The sequence below is a fragment of the Synechocystis sp. PCC 7509 genome, from assembly GCF_000332075.2.
GTDB lineage: Bacteria > Cyanobacteriota > Cyanobacteriia > Cyanobacteriales > Chroococcidiopsidaceae > Aliterella.
Genome location: NZ_KI966370.1, coordinates 61559 through 86542, shown reverse-complemented (window position 1 = coordinate 86542; position 24984 = coordinate 61559). Strand labels below are relative to the sequence as shown.

The 24984-nt window shown below is 43.3% G+C and carries 20 protein-coding genes; 14 read left to right on the top strand and 6 right to left on the bottom strand.

The features are described from left to right. Nucleotides 1-37: 37 nt before the first annotated feature. Entirely contained in the window at nucleotides 38-3004 is a 2967-nt protein-coding gene (locus SYN7509_RS0224710) for a Tn3 family transposase (RefSeq protein WP_432205693.1), read from the bottom strand. A 200-nt stretch (nucleotides 3005-3204) separates the two neighbouring features. Here SYN7509_RS0224710 and SYN7509_RS0224705 point away from each other — a divergent pair, with 200 nt between their 5' ends. After that, nucleotides 3205-4131: a tyrosine-type recombinase/integrase gene (locus tag SYN7509_RS0224705; protein ID WP_009629933.1), complete on the top strand. Its 927-nt coding sequence runs from the start codon at nucleotides 3205-3207 to the stop codon at nucleotides 4129-4131. A gap of 210 nt (nucleotides 4132-4341) precedes the next feature. Here SYN7509_RS0224705 and SYN7509_RS0224700 read toward each other — a convergent pair whose 3' ends face one another. From SYN7509_RS0224700 to SYN7509_RS0224685, 3 genes are all read right to left on the bottom strand, one after another. Continuing rightward, complete coding sequence (locus SYN7509_RS0224700) at nucleotides 4342-5997, bottom strand: ISL3 family transposase (RefSeq protein WP_028954398.1); 1656 nt, start codon at nucleotides 5995-5997, stop codon at nucleotides 4342-4344. 436 nt (nucleotides 5998-6433) lie between these two features. Beyond that, entirely contained in the window at nucleotides 6434-8023 is a 1590-nt protein-coding gene (locus SYN7509_RS28035) for a relaxase/mobilization nuclease domain-containing protein (RefSeq protein ID WP_009630911.1), read from the bottom strand. After that, the gene (locus tag SYN7509_RS0224685; protein ID WP_009630912.1) at nucleotides 8004-8462 is read right to left on the bottom strand and encodes a plasmid mobilization protein; all 459 of its coding nucleotides are present in this window, start codon (nucleotides 8460-8462) and stop codon (nucleotides 8004-8006) included. The genes SYN7509_RS28035 and SYN7509_RS0224685 overlap by 20 nt, the downstream gene beginning before the upstream one ends. Before the next feature lie 38 nt (nucleotides 8463-8500). Between SYN7509_RS0224685 and SYN7509_RS0224680 the strand changes: the two genes are divergently transcribed. The 5 genes from SYN7509_RS0224680 to SYN7509_RS0224655 all read left to right on the top strand — a co-directional run bounded on the left by SYN7509_RS0224680 (nucleotide 8501) and on the right by SYN7509_RS0224655 (nucleotide 11680). After that, complete coding sequence (locus SYN7509_RS0224680) at nucleotides 8501-9202, top strand: hypothetical protein (protein WP_028954611.1); 702 nt, start codon at nucleotides 8501-8503, stop codon at nucleotides 9200-9202. A gap of 19 nt (nucleotides 9203-9221) precedes the next feature. Next, on the top strand, nucleotides 9222-10037 hold the full coding sequence (locus SYN7509_RS0224675) for a P-loop NTPase family protein (protein ID WP_009630914.1): 816 nt from the start codon (nucleotides 9222-9224) through the stop codon (nucleotides 10035-10037). Beyond that, nucleotides 9970-10527 carry a hypothetical protein gene (locus SYN7509_RS0224670; RefSeq protein ID WP_148298198.1) on the top strand — a complete coding sequence of 186 codons (558 nt, stop codon included), beginning with the start codon at nucleotides 9970-9972 and terminating at the stop codon, nucleotides 10525-10527. The genes SYN7509_RS0224675 and SYN7509_RS0224670 overlap by 68 nt, the downstream gene beginning before the upstream one ends. A 335-nt stretch (nucleotides 10528-10862) precedes the next feature. After that, the gene (locus SYN7509_RS0224660) at nucleotides 10863-11216 is read left to right on the top strand and encodes an antitoxin family protein (protein WP_202807383.1); all 354 of its coding nucleotides are present in this window, start codon (nucleotides 10863-10865) and stop codon (nucleotides 11214-11216) included. Continuing rightward, the gene (locus SYN7509_RS0224655; protein WP_009630918.1) at nucleotides 11213-11680 is read left to right on the top strand and encodes a type II toxin-antitoxin system VapC family toxin; all 468 of its coding nucleotides are present in this window, start codon (nucleotides 11213-11215) and stop codon (nucleotides 11678-11680) included. The genes SYN7509_RS0224660 and SYN7509_RS0224655 overlap by 4 nt, the downstream gene beginning before the upstream one ends. 119 nt (nucleotides 11681-11799) lie before the next feature. Here the strand turns inward: SYN7509_RS0224655 and SYN7509_RS30390 are convergent, their stop codons facing one another. Next, the gene (locus SYN7509_RS30390; RefSeq protein WP_158506207.1) at nucleotides 11800-11952 is read right to left on the bottom strand and encodes a hypothetical protein; all 153 of its coding nucleotides are present in this window, start codon (nucleotides 11950-11952) and stop codon (nucleotides 11800-11802) included. A 405-nt stretch (nucleotides 11953-12357) separates the two neighbouring features. Here SYN7509_RS30390 and SYN7509_RS28030 point away from each other — a divergent pair, with 405 nt between their 5' ends. From SYN7509_RS28030 to SYN7509_RS0224615, 8 genes are all read left to right on the top strand, one after another. Beyond that, nucleotides 12358-14997, top strand: coding sequence for a PAS domain S-box protein (locus tag SYN7509_RS28030; protein ID WP_009630919.1), 2640 nt, complete (start codon nucleotides 12358-12360; stop codon nucleotides 14995-14997). Between the two features lie 10 nt (nucleotides 14998-15007). Next, on the top strand, nucleotides 15008-16798 hold the full coding sequence (locus SYN7509_RS0224645; RefSeq protein ID WP_009630920.1) for an EAL domain-containing response regulator: 1791 nt from the start codon (nucleotides 15008-15010) through the stop codon (nucleotides 16796-16798). Nucleotides 16799-16879: 81 nt separating this feature from the next. Next, on the top strand, nucleotides 16880-18877 hold the full coding sequence (locus SYN7509_RS0224640; protein WP_009630921.1) for an ATP-binding protein: 1998 nt from the start codon (nucleotides 16880-16882) through the stop codon (nucleotides 18875-18877). Between the two features lie 10 nt (nucleotides 18878-18887). Further along, nucleotides 18888-19592: a response regulator transcription factor gene (locus SYN7509_RS0224635; RefSeq protein ID WP_009630922.1), complete on the top strand. Its 705-nt coding sequence runs from the start codon at nucleotides 18888-18890 to the stop codon at nucleotides 19590-19592. 461 nt (nucleotides 19593-20053) lie between these two features. Beyond that, entirely contained in the window at nucleotides 20054-21877 is a 1824-nt protein-coding gene (locus SYN7509_RS28025; RefSeq protein WP_009630923.1) for a sensor histidine kinase, read from the top strand. Beyond that, nucleotides 21855-22247, top strand: a complete 393-nt coding sequence (locus tag SYN7509_RS0224625) for a response regulator transcription factor (protein ID WP_009630924.1) — start codon at nucleotides 21855-21857, stop codon at nucleotides 22245-22247. The genes SYN7509_RS28025 and SYN7509_RS0224625 overlap by 23 nt, the downstream gene beginning before the upstream one ends. Before the next feature lie 674 nt (nucleotides 22248-22921). Next, nucleotides 22922-23650, top strand: coding sequence for a ParA family protein (locus SYN7509_RS0224620; protein ID WP_009630926.1), 729 nt, complete (start codon nucleotides 22922-22924; stop codon nucleotides 23648-23650). Next, the gene (locus tag SYN7509_RS0224615) at nucleotides 23647-24036 is read left to right on the top strand and encodes a hypothetical protein (RefSeq protein WP_038022639.1); all 390 of its coding nucleotides are present in this window, start codon (nucleotides 23647-23649) and stop codon (nucleotides 24034-24036) included. Before SYN7509_RS0224620 ends, SYN7509_RS0224615 begins: the two co-directional genes overlap by 4 nt. Nucleotides 24037-24471: 435 nt before the next feature. On the opposite strand, the gene SYN7509_RS0224610 is transcribed toward SYN7509_RS0224615, so the two are convergent. Then, complete coding sequence (locus tag SYN7509_RS0224610; protein ID WP_009630928.1) at nucleotides 24472-24942, bottom strand: helix-turn-helix domain-containing protein; 471 nt, start codon at nucleotides 24940-24942, stop codon at nucleotides 24472-24474. Between the last annotated feature and the right edge of the window lie 42 nt (nucleotides 24943-24984).

Here is a 24984-nt window from a genome sequence, read left to right as displayed (position 1 = left end):
TACGTGTAAAAAGGTGCCACTTCGTTTAAAAGCTTTACTAGATATAGCTTTCGGATATTTCAATAGGGAGAAGAATTGCTCCTTCTAAGGGCTGTGGAATGTTATGCAAATCCACTACATAATCTCCGTATCGTTTGATATGTCTGGTAATGTAAGGGCTTAAAGTGGCAACTTCTTTTTGGTTAATCGAGTAGCCCTCTAAGCTCAAACCTTGAATTGCCTTTGACATATCAAAAGCATTTTGGAGAATAACCGCACTTGCTACCAAATCAAGATACTTAACTCGCTTTTCCTGTTCGATTGGGTCATTTTCCGTAACGATTCCATCTTTGCCGATGAACAACCAATCTAAGAAACGATGATAACCCTCAACAATATTGGTGCAAGCAGTAACTTGTTGCCGCAGTCCTCGGTCTGAGATATATTCTAGGAGAAAAATCGTTCGTACTACCTGCCCCAGTTCTCGAAAAGCCTGATAAAGGCGGTTCTTACGGCTGTAGCTTCCTAGTTTACGAAGTATGGTCGAAGGCATGAGTTTACCCGCCTTAATTGACAACACTACTCTCATTAAGTCTTGCCAGTGGGTTTGAATCAGCTTCCAATCCACTACGTCTTTAAATAAGGGATCAATGTATTTGTATACCGCTTCCTTGGTAGGACGAAAAAAGGTCAAGTCTTGCCAGTTACGAATGCGTGGCATTAATTTGATTCCCAATAGGTACGACAGCGCAAACACAGGTGCGGACTGTCCTTGAGTATCTGCGTGTAGAATATCGGGCTGAATATCTGAAGTGTTCTTTAGTAACCCATCCAAAATATACACTGCTTCCCAAACACCACAGGTAATGAAATGTGTAAATAAAGCAATGTATTTGTCCGAAACATGATGATAAGCAATACCACCGTAACCGCCATAACGGATGTGATACTCCGACAGGAGGTTATTTTCATAAATCTCAAATTTGCTGCCGTCGGCTGCGGCTCTCTTCCCACTACCCCAGCACTTGGGCAAATGGAGACGATTGTAGGCATTAATCATATCTCGACTAGCAGCTTGTAGGTTCTCGGCTGTAATATGACGACGGTTAATATAGGAAAGCATATGGCTCGTCACTACTCCTCTAGTATGACGAGCCGTTTGGTTCGGTCCTAAGTTACAGCCGTAGCCAAAAGTCGTGAAAATGTAGCGCTCCATTGGCTTTTCTATTTTTGGTTCGGAACCAGATAACGGACCAAAATGCCGTGTCCAATTCAACCAATGCTCGACATTACAAAGGATATCGAGGACACTACGTTCTGGTAAGCGCTGCAAGATTGAGGCTTCTAGCGCTGCGGCTCCGTCAGGCTTTTCTTGAGCGGGGATGCGTTTAAGCACAGGTTCCCCATCGGGGCTAATAGTAACTTGTTTGCCATCAGAACAAATTTGATCTACTTTCTCTGCCGTTTGGGTGAGCAAGCGTTGCAAATGCTCAATAAATTCAAGGGAGTTTGAAGGAATACCAAGTTCTTTGCAATAGCCTGCCATCATCGGTTTACACTCGTCCCAAGAGAGTAACTCCTGACGGAAATCTGCATAGGTTTCCGACCCTTCTACACAGGCATCCCCCGTTTTTAACTCCATTGCCAAGTAGGTAAATATACAAATCTCTAATTGCTGGCGAACCAATACTTCAGTTTTACCAGTGGTAAAAACAACTAATCGTCGCCATTTGTCACTAATAAAGCTCAAATCAACTCCAGCAGATAACCACTTACCGCGTCGATGCTCTTGTTCAAGCACAAAAGTTAAAGCTGCTATCAACGACTGGTCTTGAGTTGTAGAGCGAATATCCAGTGACCGCACCAAACCAAACAGCAGCTTGCGGTAGCGAGAATAAAACTGCCATAACAAGGGAAAGTAATTGTCGCTGTTATAAGCAGCGATCTCCTCGCACTGCAATAGCAGTAGTTCTGAACCACCATGACAAGTAAGAACAGATTGCACTTGCTGTCCTAAAGCAGTGTCGTTAAGGCTATCGTTAGAAACCACCAGTATTTGCGCCAGAACTCCTAGCAGAGCCTCAGTTTGAGTTAAGTGCTTCTCTCTCAACTTGACCAGTTTAGCTTTAGCTTTGGTGTGAATAGTTTGGAGACGCTTGAGAAACATTTCTACTAGATGATCTCGTGTTTTAATCTGAGCCTGGTATAGCAAGCACAAAAGTAAAGTCCGGCGTTTACTCTGCTTGATATCTTGAAACTCAGATATGTCCAATGATTTTGCTTGTGCAGCAAAGGACTTCACCTTACTCTTAGCAATGCCTGAAAGTAATCGCTCCGCATCTCCAAAAGACATCAATTGGTCAAATTTAGCTAAGAGTTCCTGCATATGTGACAGTGTGGCGCTCTTGGGTGGAGATTTCAATAACTTCAAGGTAGCTACTGACTGCTGCGACTCTCTCAATAGCAGCCCGTCTAAGTAGCCTTGTTCAGTTTGGGATAATCCTGCCCCTACTCGTTGAAATAGACGAGTATTGGCAATAGAGCGGATATTGGCAGCCAATCGGTTAATAGTGCTGAAAGCTGGCAACTCATAACGTTCTTTTACCAATTCTTCAATCGCCACATTAATTAAATCTGCTGGATGATCCTTTACTTGAGCCGCTACAGCAATAGCTTGTGCTACTAATTGTTGTGCTGCATTGTCATAGGGCTTAACATTTAAGTATGTGCGAATAACTGACATATAGCGACGACGGGAACGTAGAGAAGAAATTGCTGAGACCTTACTACTCAACTTCAAGCCGGAGCGGAGGTGGTTGATAATTAGAAGTGGCACAAACTCTAGATGAGGAAAATAACCGAGCCGTTGGAAGGTTTTTAGCATCACTAATAAACTCAGCCGTCCGTTCGAGCCGCGAGACTTGGCATTGATAAACTCAAGTTCCTCTTGAGTTGGAGTATAAAGTTCGGCTAATTCTTTCTCGCTAGGTTGCTGCTTGAATTGAGGGTAAGCGGTACGTTCAATAACAGTAATTGGCTTGTCCTTTTAGGCTTTTGGTCAGGATGCCAAAATGTCTGCTAAGTAATATTAGCAGATATTACTATCCGGTTTTAAGGGGATAAATGTCTGCTAATGTTCTTAATATCTCGGAAATATCATGTCTGCTAATGTCTTTACACGTGCCGTTAGGCTATCTTAACTAAAAATTGAGGGTGTAATGTGCCATGAAACGTAACAGTATCCCAGCAATCTCAAAATCGGGAGAGCAAACTTTAGCACAGTATGAATCCTATTTAGGCTCAGTGGCGGATGTCAGCCTGGTAACTATTCGTAACTACAAGAGCGATCTTCGCCAGTTTATATTCTGGTGGGAGGAATCCTCCTCTGAAGGCCAAGAAATTCCCAAATCTTTTTTACTAAATACGATTGCTACCCCGACAATAACAAGTTATCGTTCTTACTTACAAAATTCACTGCAACTCAAACCAGCTTCTGTAAACCGATATTTAGTGACACTTAAGTGCTATTTTGCTTGGGCTATGGAAACTGGGTTAGTTAACAATAACCCTGCACAGATTGTTAAGTTAATCCCTTTTGTTGGTTCAGCGCCACGTCATCTCTCTGATGCGGAGGAATCTGCTTTGGTTGCGGCAGTTACGCATTCTGGTAGCCTCAGAGACCGAACAATAATTGTCTTGATGCTTCATACTGGACTACGTTCCCAAGAAGTTTGTACACTTCAACAACAACAGGTTCACTTAGGGAAACGTAGCGGCATTTTACAAGTACATGGCAAACGCAATAAATACCGCGACGTACCATTGAATGCAACAGCTAGATCGGTGTTAGTGGAGTATTTCAAGACTCGGACACAAGAAATAAGTTATCTATTTCTTTCCGAAAAAACGGGCGAGGCTCTGACGGAGAGAGCCTTGGGGTACTTGGTCAAAAAATATACTCATTTAGCTTCGCTCATTGATGTCAGTCCACATGATTTGCGTCATCGGTTTGGATATCGAATGGCTCAAGTGGTTCCACTGCATCGACTCGCTCAAATTATGGGTCATGATTCTCTTGACACCACAATGATCTACGTTCGTGGAACACAGAGTGACCTTCAAACAGAGATAGAGAAAATAGCTTGGGAGTGAACTAAATGACCATCTAGCAAGGATTTCCGATGAAGTGGCACCTTTTTACACGTATCTCGGCTCAATCCCAAATATTGCGCTACAGGTGTAACTGGCGCTGCCTGTACACTATTAAACAAAGCGGAGTGTCAAATGTCAACTATCCTGGGTTCTTCCGAGCTTTTGGTGATCTAGTCATAATGTGAGGAACTGATGATGCTTGGATATGGCTTACTGAGACAGAATAAAGCGTTTGCTGAGTAATGCTAATCCAGCGCGTCCATACATCTGTCGTTTCAACATCTTTAATCGATTATTCAATCCTTCCACTGGACCATTACTCACGCTTAACATCATGCTTGCCTTAACAGCTGCAAAGTCATCAAAAAGACCTGATGCAAGTGATTGAAAGGGCTGCAATGAACTTTTGAGAGCCTTAGTCAACCAAGCTGCAAACGCCTCACCTTGTCGCTGGCGTAGCAGTCGTAAAAACTCCTCTGCTAACTCTACTGCCATTGCTAAGTCTGGGTGCTGTGCTACTAGCTGCCCCAACAGTTCGATGTCTTCGCACGCTCGATTCTCCTGGCGCTTCACAACTAAATAGCTGGCTCGACGAGCCGTCAAAGGCGGAGACTGCTCGTCAATCACTTTGGTTAGGCTTTGAGCAGAATGCCCAGGTTTTGCAAGCAGCCCCTGAGCCTGACGCAGTTGACTAATGTAGCGAGTCACAGTCCGCTCGCTGCCACTGTATCCCTGCTGTTGCAGCAAGCTCACCAGCAGTTTAGGCTGCCGGATGCCCCCATTCCACCACTCTAAAAGAAGCTGCTTGTGAGAGTCAAGTACACTTCTGCCAAAGGATTTGCGCCGAGGCAGTGTTGCTGGTAAGTTTGGCCGCGTCAGGTAACGATGTATCGTCCGAACACTAACCCCAAGGGCTTGGGCAATAGCGATTTGAGACCATTGTTGCTGGTGGAGTTTCTTTACCTGCTGCTGTTGCTCCACCCTTCGCTCATAAGCAGTCTGGGTCTGGGCTTGAGCCGTTACGGTTGCCGTTGGTTTAGCCTTGACAATCGCTGGCTTCGGTGCAGTGACATTGGGGCGCTGCCGTTGCTCAATGGCTTTGAGTTCAGCACTATAGCTGCTAAATACTTTTTCCAAGGTTTCAACTAAGTTTTGCACTAGATGAAATCGGTCAGCCACTTGCAAAGCATCCGGTGCGCCTTGGTTTATCCCACTTCGATAGACCTTAGAACGGTCGCGCGACACAACTTCCACCCCAGGATGGTGCAATAACCACTGTGCCAACGTTTCGGCTTTGCGATCTGCCAGTAGAGCTATCGGTTGATGCTGCTCTAGATCCACCAAGATAGTGCCATATTGCCGTCCCTTACGAAAAGCAAAATCATCCACCCCCAGCAGTTTTGTCACCTCCAATTGTGGTAAGGGTAACTGTTTGAGGTGGTTCAACAGGGTACTTCCACAAGCTTGAATGCCCAGTTGGTGCGCCAGACGTGTCCCGGCGGCACCTCCTAAAGCTAAACCAATGCTCTGCAACCAATGCACCAAGCGAACGGTCTTTCTTGCCCAAGGAGCAGCGACTCCCCCAATCCGCTCGGTGAAAATACGACGGACACAAGCGCAATTATCGCAAAAGAACTTACAGACTTGGAGTGCTAAGGTCAAACTGAAGCTCACACAAGGAATGTCTGCTAGTGTTCGTTTATAACGGCTATGGATGCGCTGCGTTGACGTAGCGCAGAGTGGGCATTGGGCTGATATCTGGGTTGAGGATACGTTCAAAGTAATCAGATAGTTATCCGTGTCGATTTCACAGTCTTCTAAACGGAGCAGGTTGCAATCAGGAAGTAGGTATTGGAAGAATTGCACAGTCATAAGCTTTAAAGGTGTCTTATCCTCCTAGAATTATCCAGCTTTATGACTAGATCACCAAAAGCTCGGAAGAACCTCCCAGGTTTGATTCAAGGCATCTAAATAGTCTGGGTGGGAGGATTTGCCTAATCCTGGTAATCGTTGAATTTCAATGAGCAGCTTATTCATAGCCTTCTGTCTTTTCGGGTTTTTAAGTGGGTGCTGACACACCTCTTCAATGAGTTGGCGCAGATGTTGCTCCATAGATGTAGGAAAGAAATGGGGGCGTTCTTATTGTTCCCTGGAAAGCACCTTATAGCACTGTTTAGTCTGGATTTGCTTAACTAATCGAGTTGAACACATCTAGTGAAGGCGGCAATAGGTACATTACTCTGCCGAAGCAGGTATCTGCCCATATACTTACCAGGCATGATTGAAAAAATTATGCATTAGTTCATAAACTCAATTCTCCCTGCGGACGTTGCGCCTTTTGCTGTCGCTCTTTAGCAGCTAAATCCTGTTGCCTTGCCGCAATGGTCTTCTCTGATAACGGTAGACCACGCTGGTAGTCTGCCGTCACCTCACGAATTCGCTCCACATAGGATGCAGGTCTGCCCAAAGCGATCGCTGTTTCCTGCCACTGCAAGAGCAGTTTCAAATTATGTTGTCGTTCTTGCTGCTGCTGTTGCTGACGCTCGCTGGCGATACGCCGCTCTTCCTGCTGCTGGCGCTCTAGCTCCACAGCCCTACGGTACTGGTCAAGATCAGGCTGCCAGGTTGTCTGATTGTCACAAGCTTGAGACTGGCAGAATTGGGAATAGCTTTGAGCGTAGGTGAAGTCGCGCTTGAGTAACTCCTGCACGGCGGGGCTTTGTGCTAAGACCTGAGTAATCTGCTTGGAGGTCTGCTGCTGCGACTGCATCAAAAACGCAATTCGCGGGTCGATGTCTTTTGGGTCTTCAACTTGATAAATCGCCCTAGTAAGGCTATCCCATTGTTGATAAATAGCTTGGGCTTTTTCTCGTTGTCTGCGATCTCTTTCGGGGGTTTCAGCTTGTGTCTCTCTTAGGTTTTCTGGAATAGCTTTTACCAAGTCCTCTATAGCGGGAATTCCATATTGTGACGACCAAATCTGCTGAATTTTCGGCTCCGGTATGCTTTGTTCTTCTATAGCTTCCAAGGAGGAGTGAGGAGTCTGTACTTCTAGTTCCTCTCGCGCAGGTTCTCTCTCTTGTTGTAATTCCTGATTTTGTTGTTGTGTGCTTTGGACAAATTCAGCTAGTTTCTGGTTGTCTCTAGTCGGGTCATAGGTTACTTTCAGATACTTCTGCAATCCTGGGAAGCTATAGGCTTTACCCAAGGCATTCCCAGCTACTTTCTCACCATCTGCTACTTTGTAGGTGATGCCCTTGGGCTTGCCATTACGGGTAAATCCCACTTCAGATCGAATCTGCCGCTCTACCAAGCGGTGGAAAAATTCTGGCATCGTTGGATTATCAATAGCAGCTATTTCTATTTCATGAGTCAATCCTTTGCGACTAGCTCGTTGTAAATTAGGCTCTATCTCATGCTCAGAATTCTTAAAGGTCTGCCAACTAGGAGCAACTTGTTCTAAATCATAATTCTGCTCTAACTGACGAATAATTTCCTGGCTTCGGTAACGCTCAAAGCTATCAATTACTACCTTGGTAGTAAGCATATCTATTCGGTTGATAGCAAGGTGGGCGTGTTCGTGTTCTGTGTCTTTATGACGGACAATTAGATATTGATTTTTAGTTAAGTCAAAGCCCATCTTCTCCATCCATGTTTCGCATACTTCTCTAAATTGTTCGTCGCTTAGGGATTCTCCAGGTAATAGCGATAAGGAGGCGTGTAATACAGGTTGTTTGATACTGGGGTTTAGGTCGCGGATAGTCATAAATTCAGCAGTTAGTTCTCTAATGCTCTGACCATACATATTTGTTCCCAGGATAACGGAATCTTCTTTATCTAGGTACTCGACTAGCTGCTTGAAGCTACCGCTTTTAGATATCTTCCCAATCATTCTCGCTCCTATTTCTAGCGTTTAATAGAACAATTGCCCGACCGAGTTGTTTTAATTCTCGCTCTAGTTGTTGCAGTTGTTCGAGACACTGCTGGAGATATTCGCTTGATATTCCCGAAAAGCTATTAAGGCATTTTGCAGTATTCAAAGCCCTAGCTTGTTGATTGAGCAGTGCGCCAATCCGGTTTAACCTAACTAAGGTTTCGCGGTTGATAGCAGGAACGGTGGCGCGAGGAATGGGTAGTTGCTGCTTGAAGATGGCAGAGCGGAGGTATTCACTTAACTTCATTCCCCCTCGTGCAGCATTGAGGAGTTCTAATTCTTCGTCGCTGACGACAAAACTAAGTTTGTTTTTTCGTTCTATTTTTCCAGGTAGCTCTATCTGAGAGTTATTAAATACTCCTTGCAATATCTCATCTAGAGGGGGGCGGTTAGTCACGGCAGGTTTTTGGGTTTAGCTAGTAGGGTGTCCGGGGGTTGGGGGTTCAGGGGTACTCCCCTGGCAAGCTTGAACGGTCGCGCAGCGATGAGGTAAATGAGCGGAGCTTATTTACCGAAAGTTCACAGCTTGTCCAAGGGCGGGGTCAGGAATTGGATTGTACCAGGGGTGAGGGTTTGCCCGTAGGCGTATTCACGGGGGTGTCGCTTGGCTTCATCTGTTGGCTGGCACTTACTGGGGGTAATGTTATTAATAGTAATTTATCTTTTTCAGATTCAGATATTGCTGTAATATTAGATAATTATCACTTTTTGGATGCAATAATATCTTCTGGGCTGCTAGTTATGCCAACTGATTCTAAGTCGAAAAAGTCTGCTGCTTCTGTTGATGAAGTTCAGGTGTCAGATGTTCAACCAGATCCTGATGGGTTTTTAACGGAGCTTAATTCTTGGGGGTCTAAGCCTAATCCTGCTTCTTTTGAGAAGCTGCTGGAGACTAATCAAGAGAAGTTTGCTCTTGCTTTGTCTCAGGGTTATGGTGCGGAAGATATTTGTCGGCTGGCGGCTACTTACGGAATTAAAGTTCAGCCGAGTACGTTTCGGAAGTATTGGCAAAGATTGAATGCTAAGGTGTCGTCGGAGCCAACCCAAGCTGTAAGTTCTAAGCCATCAGCTACTAAGTCGTCGGTTAAATCTGATTCTCCTGCTAGTACAAGTGCTAATTCTGCTGTTAATTTCTAGGATTAGGAGTATATCAGTTGTGAGTAATGCGATTAATCTCTGGGGTGGAGAAAAGGGGGGTACTGGTAAGTCTTTTGTCGCGCGGTTGGATTGCCAACGGCATTTGGATCGCCAGCAGGAATTTTTTTTGATTGACACTGATAAGAGTAATGCGACGACGAGCAATTATTACGGCAACCATAAGTTCGATAGGCAGGCGTTTTTTAGTGAGGATGCTTCCAGAGCGAGTACGGCAAATTCTTTGTTAGATGCGGCTTTACTTCGTCCTGTTGTGGCTAATTGTCGGGCGGGGACTAATGAAAGTTTGCTTACTTGGCTGGTGACGAAAAAGGTAATGCCAACTGCTGTTCGTTTGGGGATTAGGATGCGTTATCTGTTTGTGAGCGATTTGGATAATGATTCTTTAAATTTGTTTAGACCGACAGCAGAAACTATTGGTCAATATATGCCGATGATCTTTGTGGCTAATCTGGGGCGCAATACAACGGATTTGGAGTTTTTTGAGTCCTCTAGTTTTCAGGGGTTGCTGGAGAGTTATCGAGTGCCTGTGGTGCGGCTGGGTTTGTTCGACCTGGAAATGAAGAAGGTAGTTGATGGGCGTAATCCCCAAAAGCAATTGTTGACTTGGGGGGAGGCGCGGGATTATCCCGATTTTGGGATTTTGGGACAGCAGGAAATTCAAACTTATTTGGAAGATTTCTATGCTCAACTCGATGGAGCCGAACGACTCGCCGATAGTGCGTTTTTTGAACCAGAGGCATCCAGAGATGCCAACGGACAGGAAACAGAAACTTTGCCAAATTCTCCAAGCAAGCGGAATTCCCGCAACGGATAAGATTTTCCCTTGGGTGGTGGAAACGGCTCTGACTAGAGTTGAAATTGCTGAACTGAGGGCGCAACTGAGACAAACTGATAGCAGTCTAGAGATTCATCCCGAACAGTTGAAGAATTCTATGGGGTTGGTGCTGAGGCCATACTTGGAGGAAGTTGGTCGCGCGCGGATTGCAACGGATGAGTTGATTAAGGAATTGCGGGCGGTGGCAATAATTGACGCTAGTATTGCCCAGTCGGGTTGGCGGGGGATTGGGGCGGCGCTGGCGGCTATTTTTAAGCATCAAAATTTGCTGGTGGTGGTGGGAGGGCTGATGGCGACTCTTGGGGTGTTGGGCTTTGTCTTTGCCTGGAATTTGGGGGCATCAAAGCGATTGCTGCTGGAGCGTAATCGGCAGGTGATTGAGGAGTGCAATACGAATAGAGCTTCTGACCCGGATAAGAATGGTTGGTACACTTGTCCTTCGTGGCAGTTGCCGATGCCGGAGGAATAGCAAACTGGGTTGATGATTTGGAAGCAGTGCGATATTGAAGAATTTATTACCTCTCTGGTCAAGTCATACTTGTAGACTCTAAAGCGAGGTGTAACTTCTGCACAGCACGATTTACTTATGCTTTCGTTTTGCTTGTTTATGGCTGATAATCTAGCTATACCTCTGCTCGTCAATTAGCTAATTGTTTCTTTTCAGTTTTTGAGGTCAATCCAGAGGGAGACAATTTATGGATCTTTTGAGTTTGAAAATAGAACAAATTAGACTAATTGCTAGGATTTTTTGGCAAGCTTTGGAGGGCAATGTTTATCGCCGTTTCGTAGCAATTGGATACAGCCTTGCCATTTTTACCTCAAATTCAGCCTCATAACAACGCTTCGCAGAAAAGTACGCTAACTATGTCAGAAATTATTACTGCTGTCTACTCTAACGGGATGCTGCGCCCCCAAAATCCTTTGTCCCTAACTGATGGGCAAACTGTGCGGCTGCAAGTTTTGACGGAAGAAACTTCTAGTTCAACCGAACAGGTAATTCAGTCTCTAGTGGACGCGGGACTGGTCACGCCTCCTCCCCGTCGCGGCGATGTTGAAGCAGTCTCCGAAGAAGCATGGCGCGAACTAACCCAAAGACTAGAGGCATCTCCAGGTAAGCCGCTCTCAGAAATCATTATTGAAGAACGGGGTCCAATGTGACCGCCTATTTTCTGGATAGTAGCGCCCTGGTAAAACGGTACGTGCCGGAAACTGGTAGTGCCTGGATAAGAGCGCTCTCGGCTCCCAATCCCGGCAACTCATTGTTTATTGCCCGAATCACTTGGGTAGAAGTCAGAAGTGCGATCGCCCGTCGGGAACGAGAAGGTAGTTTGACTCCCACGGATAGAAAGCTGATTATCCAAAGGTTTCGCTCTGATCTGAATAATCAGTACCAAGTCATTGAACTCGATGCCACACTAGCGGAAACGGCAGGACAACTGGTCGGGCAATACCCTCTACGCGCTTATGATGCGGTACAACTAGCATCAGTGCTACTCCTTCAACCCGCTTTCGCTACTACTACGCAATCTGCTCAATTGATTTTTCTCACAGCTGACGACCGCCTGAGCGCTATTGCGAAGTCTCTTGGATTGCTGACCGATAATCCCAATCATCATCCCTGATCCGGGTGCAGGCAGTCGTACTCTACTGCTCAAGCATTTGCCACGCCGCTTTCCAATAGAATCAGGGTTTGAGCTAGTTTTGATGATATTTGCTTATACAGGCTGCCGAATGACCGCTTCTAGCTATAGTTAGCTACCCAAGAGGCATCTTGGGTAGCAGAGCGAGCGGGGATAGTTTCATCGCGCATGGGCGATGGTGTCCTTCTTCGTTGCTCCAAAACTGCTATGCGCGTAGTTGGGGTTGAGCCGGGATACGTGTGGTTTAGTGCCACTTCGCTCTTAAGACTTGCTATTTGTAGATTTCCGTCATAGTCCGTTTTGCTCGGATAATGCCTGCTAACTAAGATTAGCAGATGTAAATTGACTCAAAAAAGGGTTTTATGTCTGAAGATCGCTGCTCAAAAACCCCGCGCATTCATGGCGGCGAAGGTTCGTGGCACTTTTTTACAGCTATCTCGGCTCGACCCCATTAATGCACGACCTCACATTTTCAAGCCATCCCCTTTTAGCTTGAATTGTACTCTCAGTCAGTAACGGCTTTATTTAACCGTATTGGTAGAGGCAGTGATAACTATGAGCTAGTTGTTGGGAATACTAATTGAGTAAAGCCGAGTGGATCACTCCTCTATTGGGCAAAACCACAAAAGTCATAGTTTAGTAAGAGTAAACATAAGACAATGAAAGCTCCATTGCCTGATAACGAAGCTTGCAGGCTTGATACACTGCATCAATATGAAATTCTTGACACTCCCGCCGAAGCAGCCTTCGACGATCTTACCCGCCTAGTTGCACAAATTTGTGGAACTCCAATTGCGCTAGTTAGTTTAATTGACAGTAAGCGACAATGGTTTAAGTCAAAGGTGGGCTTAGAAGCTTCACAAACTCCCAGAGATGTTGCCTTTTGCGCCCATGCTATTTTACAGCCTGACTTGTTTGTGGTTCAGGATGCTGCCCAGGATGTGCGGTTTACGAATAATCCCTTGGTGACTGAAAACCCTAACATTAGATTTTATGCTGGTGCGCCTTTAACTACTACAGCAGGGCTTGCTTTAGGAACCTTATGTGCGATTGATTATGTGCCGCGAAATTTGAGTTGCGAACAGAAAGAAGCCTTACAAATTTTGGCTCGTCAGGTAATGACGCAAATGGAGTTACGACGTAATTTAGCCGTTTTGGAGAGAGCTATTACTCAAAGTAAACAGTCAGAGGAAGCATTAAAAGAAAGCGAAGAACGCTATCGCCGTTTAGTAGAGTTTTCTCCTGAAGCGATCGCTGTTTGTAGCGAAGGAAAACTTATTTATATAAATACGACTGGTGTAAAACTTCTCGGTGCAACTATTGCAGAGGAAATTATCGACAAACCTGTATTAAATTTCGTTCATCCAGACTCGCAGGAAATCATTGAGACAAAAGTTTGGTCAACTCAACAAGAAGGTCAGCAGACAGAACTTATTGAAGGCAAGTTCGTTCAGCTTGACAGTCAAGTTATAGATGTTGAGCTAAAAGGAATACCAATTGTCTATCAAAGTAGATCGGCGATACAGATTGTGTTTAGAGATATCACCAAACGCAAGCAAGCCGAAGAGGTACTGTTGCGAGTGAAAGTGGCAGAATCCGCCAAACAAGTATTAGAAAGAGAAATTGTTGAGCGTAAGCAGGTAGAAGAAGCTTTGCGTGTAAGCCAAAAACGTCTGCAAAAACAGAATCAAGTACTTGTAGAACTGGCAAGACGCGAAACCCTAAATTTTGGAGATTTTAATGCTGCTTTGGAAGAAATTACGAAAGCAGCAGCTTTTACCCTTGACATTGAACGGGTCAGCGTGTGGTTATATAACGACGATCGCTCGAAGATTCACTGCCTCAATCTGTATCAACAGAGTATAGATAGTTATACCAAAGGGACTGAGTTGTCGGCGGTAGATTATCCAGCCTATTTTCAGGCATTACAAGTTGAGCGGACTATTGCAGCGCACGATGCCCAAATTGATTCTAGAACCAAAGAATTTTCCGAGTTTTATCTATCTACCCTCGGCATTACATCCATGCTGGATGCACCAATTTGGCTAGGTGGTCAGATGGTAGGAGTTGTATGCCACGAGCATATAGGAGCTACGCGCCAATGGGCGTTAGAAGAACAGAATTTTGCTGGCTCTATCGCAGACTTAGTTTCTCTAGCAATGGAAGTGTGCGATCGCAAGCGGACGGAGGAGGCGCTACGGGAAAGTCAACGAAGATTAGCTACCTTAATTGATTCCCTGCCAGGTATTGTCTTCTCTTGTAACAAAAACTCTCCGTGGTCAATGAAATACCTAAGTGAAGGCTGCCTCGCTCTCACTGGGTATACAAGCGAAGAACTTGTTGGTAATGGTAGAAGTTCGTACAACACCATTATTCATGCTGAAGATTTAGCCGAAGTTAATCGGGTAATTGAACGTGCGATCGCCAAACAACAACCTTATGTAGTGGAATATAGGATTTACACTAAATCCGCTCAGGAGAAATGGCTGTGGGAAAAAGGCAGTGGAGTATTTGATAGCAAAGGAGAGGTACTTGGTCTTGAAGGTTTTATCACTGACATCACTAAACGCAAGCAGGCAGAAGAAGAAATTCGTAGTGCTTTGGCAAAGGAACAAGAACTAGGAGAACTCAAATCCCGCTTTGTGACTATAACTTCTCACGAATTTCGCACTCCCTTAAGCACCATCTTATCTTCCGCCGATATCTTGCAACGTTACCACCATAAGTTGAGTGAGGAGAAAAAACTCTATCACCTGGGCTGCATTCAGGCAACGGTCAAAAATATGACTCAGCTATTAAATGATGTGCTGTTAATTGGTAAAGCTGAAGCGGGAAAACTAGAGTGCAAGCCCACACCACTTGAGCTTGTACAGTTTTGCCGCAACCTAGTCGAAGAGATGCAAATTACTACTAACACCCACACAATATCTTTTCATCAGCAAGGAGAATGCCCAACGGTTGGCATGGATGAAAAACTGCTACGTCATATTCTCGGCAATCTATTGTCGAATGCTATTAAATATTCACCCTCTGGCGGTATTGTCAATTTTGACCTGATTTGCGAACAACAAGAAGCAATTTTTCGCGTTCAAGATCGGGGCATTGGTATTCCAACTGCTGACCAAGCTAATTTATTTGGCTCCTTTCATCGAGCTACCAACGTTGGCACTATTTCAGGGACAGGACTAGGACTAGCGATAGTCAAAAAATCTGTGGACTTGCATGGCGGCAATATCGCGGTCAACAGTGAAGTCGGAGTTGGTACTACTTTTATTGTCACTATTCCCTCAAATAACTAGAAAACAACAAATGAAAAAGATTCTTGTGATTGAAGACGAAAAACTACTGCGAGCTAACACTGTACAAATTCTTGAACTTGAGGATTTTATCACTATTGAAGCTAACAATGGTTCTTTGGGAATTAAGTTAGCTCAAGAACATCTGCCCGATTTAATACTTTGCGACGTAATGATGCCGGAAGTCGATGGATATGGTGTATTAAGTGCATTACGTCAAAACCCAAATACTGCAAATATTCCCTTCATTTTTACTACAGCTAAAGCCAGCAAAGCTGACCTCCGTCAAGGGATGAATTTGGGAGCAGATGATTATCTCACTAAGCCTATTACCGCAGACGAACTCCTAAGTGCGATTGCTACTCGCCTAGAAAGACAAGCAACCTTCTCCCAAAGTTGTGTTGCCGAACTCAAGCACGCTGAAGAACAACTGCACCATCTAATTCACTACGATAGTTTAACAAACCTACCTAACCAATTTCTATTACAAGAGCGACTCAATCAACTAATAATTCAAGCTGATTGTGAAGATACCCTAGTCCCAATTTTTCTACTTAAACTAGAGCGGTTTAACCAGATTAGTAGTGTTTTAGGACATTTAGTTGGCGATTTGTTACTTAAAGCTGTAGCTCAGAGATTAATAAGCTGTCTTGACGAAAATCAAACTGTAGCTCGGTTACAAGTAGAGCAATTCGCTATCCTTTTGGAGAATGTTAAGCAAAAACAAGAAATAGTTAATGTAGCTCAAACTATACTTCACAGTTTATCTCAGCCTTTCATTCTAGAAGATCAAGAAGTTTTTGTTACTGTTAATATTGGGATTGCTCTCTATCCAAAGGATAGTAAAGATACAATTACCTTAATGAAGTACGCTAACATAGCTATGAATTTTGCTAGAGAGCAAACATCAAATAGTTATCAATTTTACAAAGAGGTAATTAATAGAGCTTGTACCAATAACCTCTCGTTGGATACTAAACTACACTACGCATTAGAACGAAAAGAACTCCAACTCTACTACCAACCCCAGGTCGAGCTACAAACAGGAAAGATTGTTGGTGCAGAAGCATTATTGCGCTGGCATCATCCAGAAATAGGAGTAGTTTCGCCAGCAGATTTTATTCCTATAGCTGAAGAAAATGGTTTGATAATTCCTATTACTAAATGGGTATTGATGACTGCCTGTAAGCAAAATAAACTTTGGCAAATAGCCAAGTTTCCGCCTTTACGAATAGCAGTGAATTTGTCAGGTCGTTACTTTAATCAACCAAATTTTAGTAAAAGCCTAGTTAATATCTTAGAAAAAGCTGGTTTGGAGCCTAAATATTTAGAATTGGAGCTTACTGAGAGCATCTTTATTAAAGATGCCGAGCCTGTAAACATAATATTGAAGGAATTACAAGCTCTAGGAATTCAAATAGCAATTGACGATTTTGGTACTGGTTACTCATCTTTAAACTATTTAAATAAATTTTCCGTGAACACGCTAAAAATAGATCGTTGCTTTGTTAATGGTATTGTAGACGATGCAAAAATCGCAGCACTCGCCACAGCAATTATTCAAATGGCACACGGTATGAATCTAAAAACGATTGCTGAAGGTGTAGAAACCGAGGCTGAACTTTTTTTGCTTCGGCAACAACAATGTGATCAGATCCAAGGCTATCTATTTAGCCGTCCAATACCAGTTGCAGAATTTACGAAATTGCTCGCTGTAAATAAAACTCTACAGTTTTCTTCCATCACACCAGATGAAGAAAGCTTATCGCTCATCAACCAAATACATCAAAATTCTGTTGATTAAATCTTTACATAGTTTTTTCCTAAATAAAGTAGTTTTCTACTCAAAAATGGGAACAATCTGATTAAGACCTTAAATATTTATATGAAAAATGCGATAAAAAGTGAACAACAAATTCAACATCTCCTAGTGGTTGAAGATAAACAGGGAAAACGTGTAATTAAGTTAGAAGATAGTACCTGTTCAATTGGTCGCGATTCAACCAACTCTATTGTGCTGCACTCTAAATTAGTTTCTCGCCAGCACGCTATTTTACTACGGATTGCTATTCCCGAAACTGCTAGTTACTTATTTCGGATAATTGATGGCAACTTACAGGGAGACAGAAGTACCAATGGCATCATTATTAATGAGCAACGCTGTTTCTCCCATGATCTTAAACATGGTGATGTGATTGTATTTGCCGGGGATGTAGAAGCAAAGTACTATGCTAGTTCTAGTCTTTCCGATGTAGACCTAGTGACATCTAGTAAAGCTGATGAGGTTTCAGACTTATTGTCCAACTTAAGCAACCCTTTTCAAACTTTAATTGGAGTAGACATTGAATTTGAAAACTCAATCGAATCAGCACTTGTTCGATTAGCTTCTTTTCCTGAATTATTATCTAATCCAATTATTGAAATTACTTTAGATGGCACAATAACTTACCTCAATCCAGCCGCTACCGTGCAATTTCCAGGTCTGAGGGAAGCACAATTACAGCACCCAATGTTAGCCGGGTTAGTAGCACAAGTTCAAAATAATAAAGCAAAGTTTTTTATTCGTGAGGTTAAATATAGCGAACGAGTTTTTGAACAATCCATACACTACATTGCTGAGAGCGATTTAATCCGAAGTTATGTTGTAGACGTTACTGAGCGCAAGCAAATAGAAACAGCACTAAAACAAGCTCATGACGAACTAGAAAGTAGAGTGGCACAACGTACTGCTCAATTAAACGAGGTTAATAAGGAGTTGAGAAATGAAATCGTCGAGCGCCAGCGAGTAGAGCAGGCGTTAAGAGCAAGTGAGCAGCAACTGCAAGCGATATTAGATAACTCTACAGCACTAATTTCCGTTAAAAATACTCAAGGTCAATACATTTTAGTTAATCAATGGTATAAAACAGTTTTTCAAATTAGTAAAGAGGATGTGAAAGGTAAGACAGACTATGATTTATTTCCAAAAGCGATGGCAGAAATATATCAAGTCAACGACCAAAGAGTCTTGGAAGCTCAAGCTGCTTTAGAGTCGGAAGAAGTATTTCATCAAGATGATGGTTTTCATACATACTTATCAATTAAGTTTCCACTTTATGACGCTGATGAAAGTATTTATGCAATTTGCGGAATTTCTACTGATATTACTAAGCGCAAGCGAGCAGAGGAAAGTATTTTAAAAGCTTTAGAGAAGGAAAGAGAACTAGGGGAACTCAAATCACGTTTTGTTACTATGGCATCCCATGAGTTTCGTACTCCTTTAGCTACAATTTTATCCTCTACAGAAATTCTTGAACGTTACAATCATAAATTAAGTCAGGAGAAAAAAGTTGAACATTTCCAACGTATTCAATCATCTGTCAAACACACAACGGATTTATTAAATGACGTATTGTTAATTGGCAAAGCAGAAGCAGGCAAGTTGGAGTTTCAACCAATACCACTTGAACTTGTAAAATTCTGTCACGACTTGGTAGAGGAGATCCAACTTACCACCAGTTCTCACAAGATTACCTTTTGTACTCAAGAGCAATTCGTCAATGCTTGCTTAGATAAAAAGTTGCTACGGCAAATATTGAGTAATCTACTTTCAAATGCTATTAAGTATTCGCCTCAAGGCGGTATTGTACATTTTGACTTAATTGGCAAACAAGATTTAGCTATCTTTCGTATTCAAGATGAAGGCATTGGTATTCCTGTAGGAGACCAAACCAAATTATTTGATGCTTTTCATAGAGCTAGCAATGTTGGCAATATTTCTGGTACAGGATTGGGACTTGCCATTGTTAAAAAATCTGTAGGATTGCATAATGGCTCAATCTTTGTTGAGAGCGAAGTTGAGGTTGGCACGATTTTCGTAGTTACACTTCCATTAAATAATTAGGTACAAACAAATGAAAAAGATTCTTGTAATTGAAGACGAAGCAACAGTTAGAAGTAATATTTTAGAAATACTTGAGTTTGAACAGTTCGATGCTGTTAGCGCTGAGAATGGCTTGATTGGCGCTCTGTGGGCGCAGGAATACTTACCAGACTTAGTTATTTGTGATGTAATGATGCCAGAAATCAATGGTTACGAAGTCCTGAGCGCTTTACGTCAAAATCAGATGACGGCAACAATCCCGTTTATTTTTCTCACTGCTATGGCCGATTACTCTGATAGAAGACGTGCTATGGAATTAGGCGCAGACGATTATCTTACCAAACCATTCACTACAGACGAGTTACTGGCAGCAATCTCTACTCGGTTTGCTAAACATGAAGTTGTGATGCAACAGTATAACGACGAGCGGCAAAAAAATGAAGCATTGAAACAAGAAGTACAACAGTTACAGCACCATGTTGATACTAACAATAAACTCTTAAAACAGTTCCCGCGAGAGGTGCTTAATGTAATACCTAAGCTAAATATGGCAATTTATCTCCTAAAAGACCTCCAACCAGGAACACAACGCGATCGCTGCTTAGAAGTTTTGCAACAGTTGTGTAAGGAAGAAATTATGCTGCTCAATCAAATGCCCGACTTACAAGATGTTTTGACTCCTGAAAACTTCAACATCCTAAGTCAATTTCATCTAGTTAGCAGTACAACTGAATAACAAGATTTCGTAGTATTCAGTTGTACTCCAGTGACTGCTTACTCACCCTCCGCTTGGAAAAAATGGGAGCGCGTACAGCTTCCAGAGATTGGAACCGGGTCCGTGCAAAGATATGCAACAACTTCCTGAAAGCTTTGATTTAAAATCCTTTCAGAATTTTGCATTTTAGTTTGTTTTACTGTTGAAGCCGAGGAGCGCATGAACTTTTGAGTACCATTAAGCAGGTTTTTATATATATCCGGTCGCTATCCCAATATAGCTAGTGCGAGAATAGCTAATCGATTTAATCTTTTGCGTTCTGACGATGTTCAAACTTGGTAGTAGATGGGAATACTAAATATAGTCAAACTGCTCAGTAGTCAAAACTTAAATATCAGTCTTCAACACCGCAGTTTGCAGCGATCGCTATAGTTGCTCGTAGTAGCTATTTATTCAAATTCAAATTTTATTAAATCAAACTGATGAGTACTGAAAAGTTGGCAAAATTGCAGAGTTTTTCTCAAGGCGAGGTAACGTTTGAGCGGTTGAAGCAGATTCTGGCTACAGAACTTAGCTATTCAGAGTATGAGGAGTTGATTGTCCTGTCTCAATACCAGCTAGAGCAGCAGAAAGCTCTGGCTAGGGCGATCAATCAGATTCGGGGACTCCTAGACATTGATGCTATTTTCCAGACAACTACCAAGGAAGTTTGCCAATTATTAGAGGCTGACCGGGTCGCTGTCTATCGCTTCACTCCCAACTGGGATGGTCACTTTGTAGCTGAATTTGTCACCCCTGGCTGGGTAAAACTGGTGAAACCAGAGGTTACGAAGCTTTGGGTAGATACTAATTTACAAGAAACTCAAGGGGGTCGCTACCGCAACAATGAAACGTTTGCGGTTGATGATATTTACAAAATGGGTTTCCATTCTTGTCACGTTGAACTTTTAGAGCAATTTCAGGCTAAGGCTTATGCCATCGCCCCAATTATGATCAAGGATCGGCTCTGGGGGTTACTGGTAGCCTATCAAAACTCTGCACCTCGTTGCTGGCAAGCAGCAGATGTAAAGGTATTAACTCAAATTGGTGAGCAATTTGGTATAGCAGTCCAACAAGCAGAAATCCTGGCTGAGTTACAGGCTGAAGTCACCGAGCGGCAACGGATAGAGCTATCCTTACGGCAGGCAGAACATAAATATCGGGACATTTTTCAAAATGCTACGGAGGGCATTTTCCAAACTACCCCTGATGGGCGTTATCTCAGTGCTAATCCTGCCTTAGCAAAAATCTATGGCTATGTATGCCCCCAAGAACTGCTCACGAACATTACAGACATAGAACATCAACTTTATGTCGATCCTAACCGTCGTTCAGAGTTTATTTGCTTAATGCAGAAATACAAACTTGTGTCGGAGTTTAAGTCTCAGGTTTATCGTCAAGATGGCAGGAGGATTTGGATTTCTGAGAACGCCAGGGCTGTTTATGACTCTAAAGATATCCTGCTGTACTACGAAGGGTTTGTTGAAGATATTACAGAGCGCATGCAGGCAGAAGAAGACATTCGCAACGCTTTAGAGAAAGAAAAAGAACTAAATGAACTTAAATCCCATTTTGTGACGATGACCTCCCACGAGTTCCGCACCCCCTTAGCCACTATCTTATCTTCTGCTGATTTACTGCAAAAGTACAGCCACAGACTGCGTGAGGAGCAAAAATTCACCCATCTCCAGCAAATTCAAACAACTGTCAAGCATATGACTCAGTTGTTAAATGATGTGCTGTTAATTGGCAAAGCCGAAGCGGGAAAACTAGAGTGCAACCCAGCATCACTAGATTTAGTAGGATTCTGTCAAGTTCTGGTTAAAGATTTACGCCTGAGCAATGACCGCCACACAATTGCATTGGTGAATCAGGGTGAGTCCACCAATGCTTGCATTGATGAAAAACTACTGCGACATATCCTGAGCAATTTACTCTCCAATGCCATTAAGTACTCACCTCAAGGTGGCACTGTCTATTTTGAGGTTATTTGCCAGCCGGAAGAAGTAATTTTCCATATTCAAGACGAAGGCATCGGCATTTCCGCAGCAGATCAAGCCCAATTGTTTGATTCGTTTTATAGAGCCAGCAATGTCGGCACAATCTCCGGCACAGGGCTAGGACTAGCCATTGTCAAAAAATCCGTAGACTTACATGGTGGCAAGATTGCCATGCATAGTGAAGTTGGAGTTGGCACAACATTTACAGTCACGCTACCATTGGGCAGCAAACAGGTAGAAATAGATGATGAAAATTCTAGTGATTGAAGACGAGGTACTACTGCGAGCTAACACTGTTCAAATCCTCTCATTTGAGGATTTCCATACCATTGAAGCAGAAAACGGTCTGCTTGGCGTGCAGTTGGCACAGGAACAGCTCCCTGATTTGATCCTTTGTGATGTGATGATGCCCGAACTAGATGGCTACGGTGTGCTAGTCGCGTTGCGTCAAAATCCACTTACCTCAGCAATTCCCTTTATTTTTACCACCGCCAAAGCAAGTTATGCCGATCTCCACCAAGGGATGGAACTGGGAGCCGATGATTTTCTCTCTAAGCCCTTTTCCGCAGACGAGCTGCTGGCGGCAATCTCAACACAGTTGAAAAAAGTCGTAGATTTGCCTGATAGGGGTAAATAAGCGCGAAGACACTGTTAGCGAATTCAAATGAGACATCTCAAAAAGGAGTAGGATTAACAATAAACTCCTACCGTTGGGCATGATTCAATATGGGGTAAAGTTACGGAAGCTGTTATTAGGGGCGTGCGACGTGAAAGTTGTGTATCAGGCGCATCCGCGCTATGTGACTGAGATTTTCTTCTCTCCGGAGATTTTCTTCTCTCCGTTCCTACGTAAAAGGGTCATTGACCCCGTCTACGCTGAAAGTAAGTAATGAAATTAGCGGAATGCAAGGCCCGAAAGCTTACCTACTAATAGCCTAAATCGGTAGGGCAAGCAAGGGAAAAACCGTCAAGGGTTAACCTTAAGATTCCATTTCCTAATTCTGCGGACTTTAAAGCGTTTGAGAGCTTTCTAATGGAACACGCTCATGTTTAAGCTTTAGACTCCACGCTTACGTTCGGTTTAAGATAATTAATAGTACTTTTTAGAGTTAATACAGCATCGGTCTTCTTTACGCCTTGAGTAATCATATTAAAATTTAATGGTATAATACCTTTAAGCATTAACGGTATTATTATTTAAGACAATAATAAGTATAATCTGCCCGGAGAGCGGAATCCGAAATTGAATTAATTGTATAAAGGTCTAATACCTTAATGCACTTAAACAATAAAACAATCTAAGTATTATGTATGTTGAAGGTAGCTGTATTCAATCTCAAAGGCGGGACTGGAAAAAGTACGACAGCTTTGAACTTAGGTGCAGCATTGGCTTGTCCCAAGCGTCGAGTGTTGGTAATTGACCTTGATGGACAGAGGACGCTTTCATTCGGATTAGGTATGGATGGACAGACTCCTACAGCACTCGATTGGTTGACTTCAGAAGGGCTATTTACTCCCCTATCTACAGCCACAAAAAACCTGTCCCTGATTCCTGGGGATATTGGGATGTTTCGCCTGGCGACCGAATCCGACTTGTTTACTCCTGCACTGTCGAGGCTGACTGGCTTTTTCGATTTGGTATTGATGGACTGTCCGCCTAGCCTGAGTGTTGCATCCGTGCAGGCACTTCTGAGCAGCGATCGCGTTTTGGTACCAACTTTGTGCGAACCTGCTGCCTTGCGGGGTTTTTCTGAAGCGATAACGCTAATTCGAGATGAAAGACCAGATATGCCCATTGAAGCTTTACGGGTACGCTATAAACCGCGATTAGTTTTGACCCGCGAGGCGGACGATTTACTGATTGAATCCTCTGTGGAGATGGACTATCGGCTTCTACACGCTGTAATTCCTGAAAATATCAGCGTGGCGGAGTCTATCGCGGTGCAAAAATCGATTCTTGACTACGCCTCTAATTCTAGTGGCGCAAAAGCTTATCAATCTCTTGCTAAAGAATGCAGCAAACTGTGGAAGGTGTCATGACGGATAGAAAAGGCTCTCGAATGGGCGGTTTAGGTAAGCTAAGTGACTTTGGTAAAACAAGCAAGCCAAAGCAAGAGCCAGAGGCGATCTCATCACCAGAAAAAGTTTCTTCCTCAGAACTAGAAGTTTCGCCTTCAGTTAGACAAAAACAACCAGAGCCGGAGAAACTTGTAAACATCAATGTCAAAATTACTCGCACCTCACAAACCTGGTTATCCCAAACAGCACGTACCGTGCGCGATAACAACGACACTCCTGTTGCTCCAAGCGATCGCGTGTTCCCTCAGCACCTCATTGGTGTAGCCATTGATTTACTACATTCCACCGATATTGATTGGAACACTATTAGAAATATAGATGATTTACGGCAACAGCTAAAGCTATAAAAAGCTAATATATTAATTGTCTAATACTATTAGATAAGTTTTTATGCTTCGGGTTCCTTACCCTTTTGGCTGCTGCTAGAGGGTATCTGGGTCGATTCCCCTTTCTCTCAACTTGGCAATTAGCTCCTCTCGTGCCGGAACCTGGTAGTAGGGGTAGATATAGCGTAGCTGATACTAGGGGCAAGATAGGCTGAGAGTATTGCTGCATAAGCTTTTTGCCCATCGCTTTTAGATAAATCATCTAAGCCTTGTTAGACAAGGCTGTAATGAAAGAATAAGGGTTTCAGTCCTGTAATTAGCATACGACAAACCTCGTTTTAGGTAAATTTGTACTATCTTGCCCCTCATGACACGCTCGCTAGCTTTACCCCTATTAGGGATTGCTACAGGATACGTGTAAAAACCTGCAAGATAGCCCTCTAAGCTTTGCCTAGACTAGCTTTGAAAATTAGCTTCAGCCTTGGAAGCAGTCCCACAAAAAGGACAGAACCGATGCTTGAGAGAAGTAATCCTCTCTTGGCAATAGCTACAGCGCTCTCGGAGCGCAGAACCACACAAAAAGCAGTATTTAGCCCTCACCTCCATCCAGAGAGGATCTGGCGGCGTTCCAGGAGTCCAGCACGGCGCACAGAATTTGAGTTGAGAGACAGCCACAATCGGAGTGCCACGACAGACCGCCTCTAAATATTCCACCGGAACTTGCAGCGCATTTGCCAAACCACTTTTACTGTGAGAACTCAGTTTAGTTGTCAACCCGCGTTCGATTTTTCCCACGCTCTGCAAGTGAATCCCTGCGATAGCTGCCAGTTCCTTCTGGTTCAAACCGAGCATTAATCGCATTCGTTTGACATAATCACCTACCGTCTCATTAGCGTTGGGCGATTTACTACTTTGAAGAATATTCACAAAACGGTGTTTTAAAATATGTTAACTCAGAACTATACTATG

Bases quoted from the DNA above. Each gene is read 5' to 3' on its own strand.
- SYN7509_RS0224620 (WP_009630926.1), top strand. From the start codon at position 22,922: ATGTTGAAGGTAGCTGTATTCAATCTCAAAGGCGGGACTGGAAAAAGT.
- SYN7509_RS0224625 (WP_009630924.1), top strand. From the start codon at position 21,855: ATGATGAAAATTCTAGTGATTGAAGACGAGGTACTACTGCGAGCTAAC.
- SYN7509_RS0224640 (WP_009630921.1), top strand. From the start codon at position 16,880: ATGAAAAATGCGATAAAAAGTGAACAACAAATTCAACATCTCCTAGTG.
- SYN7509_RS0224670 (WP_148298198.1), top strand. From the start codon at position 9,970: ATGCCAACGGACAGGAAACAGAAACTTTGCCAAATTCTCCAAGCAAGC.
- SYN7509_RS0224635 (WP_009630922.1), top strand. From the start codon at position 18,888: ATGAAAAAGATTCTTGTAATTGAAGACGAAGCAACAGTTAGAAGTAAT.
- SYN7509_RS0224645 (WP_009630920.1), top strand. From the start codon at position 15,008: ATGAAAAAGATTCTTGTGATTGAAGACGAAAAACTACTGCGAGCTAAC.
- SYN7509_RS28025 (WP_009630923.1), top strand. From the start codon at position 20,054: ATGAGTACTGAAAAGTTGGCAAAATTGCAGAGTTTTTCTCAAGGCGAG.
- SYN7509_RS0224705 (WP_009629933.1), top strand. From the start codon at position 3,205: ATGAAACGTAACAGTATCCCAGCAATCTCAAAATCGGGAGAGCAAACT.
- SYN7509_RS0224615 (WP_038022639.1), top strand. From the start codon at position 23,647: ATGACGGATAGAAAAGGCTCTCGAATGGGCGGTTTAGGTAAGCTAAGT.
- SYN7509_RS28030 (WP_009630919.1), top strand. From the start codon at position 12,358: ATGAAAGCTCCATTGCCTGATAACGAAGCTTGCAGGCTTGATACACTG.
- SYN7509_RS28035 (WP_009630911.1), bottom strand. From the start codon at position 8,023: ATGATTGGGAAGATATCTAAAAGCGGTAGCTTCAAGCAGCTAGTCGAG.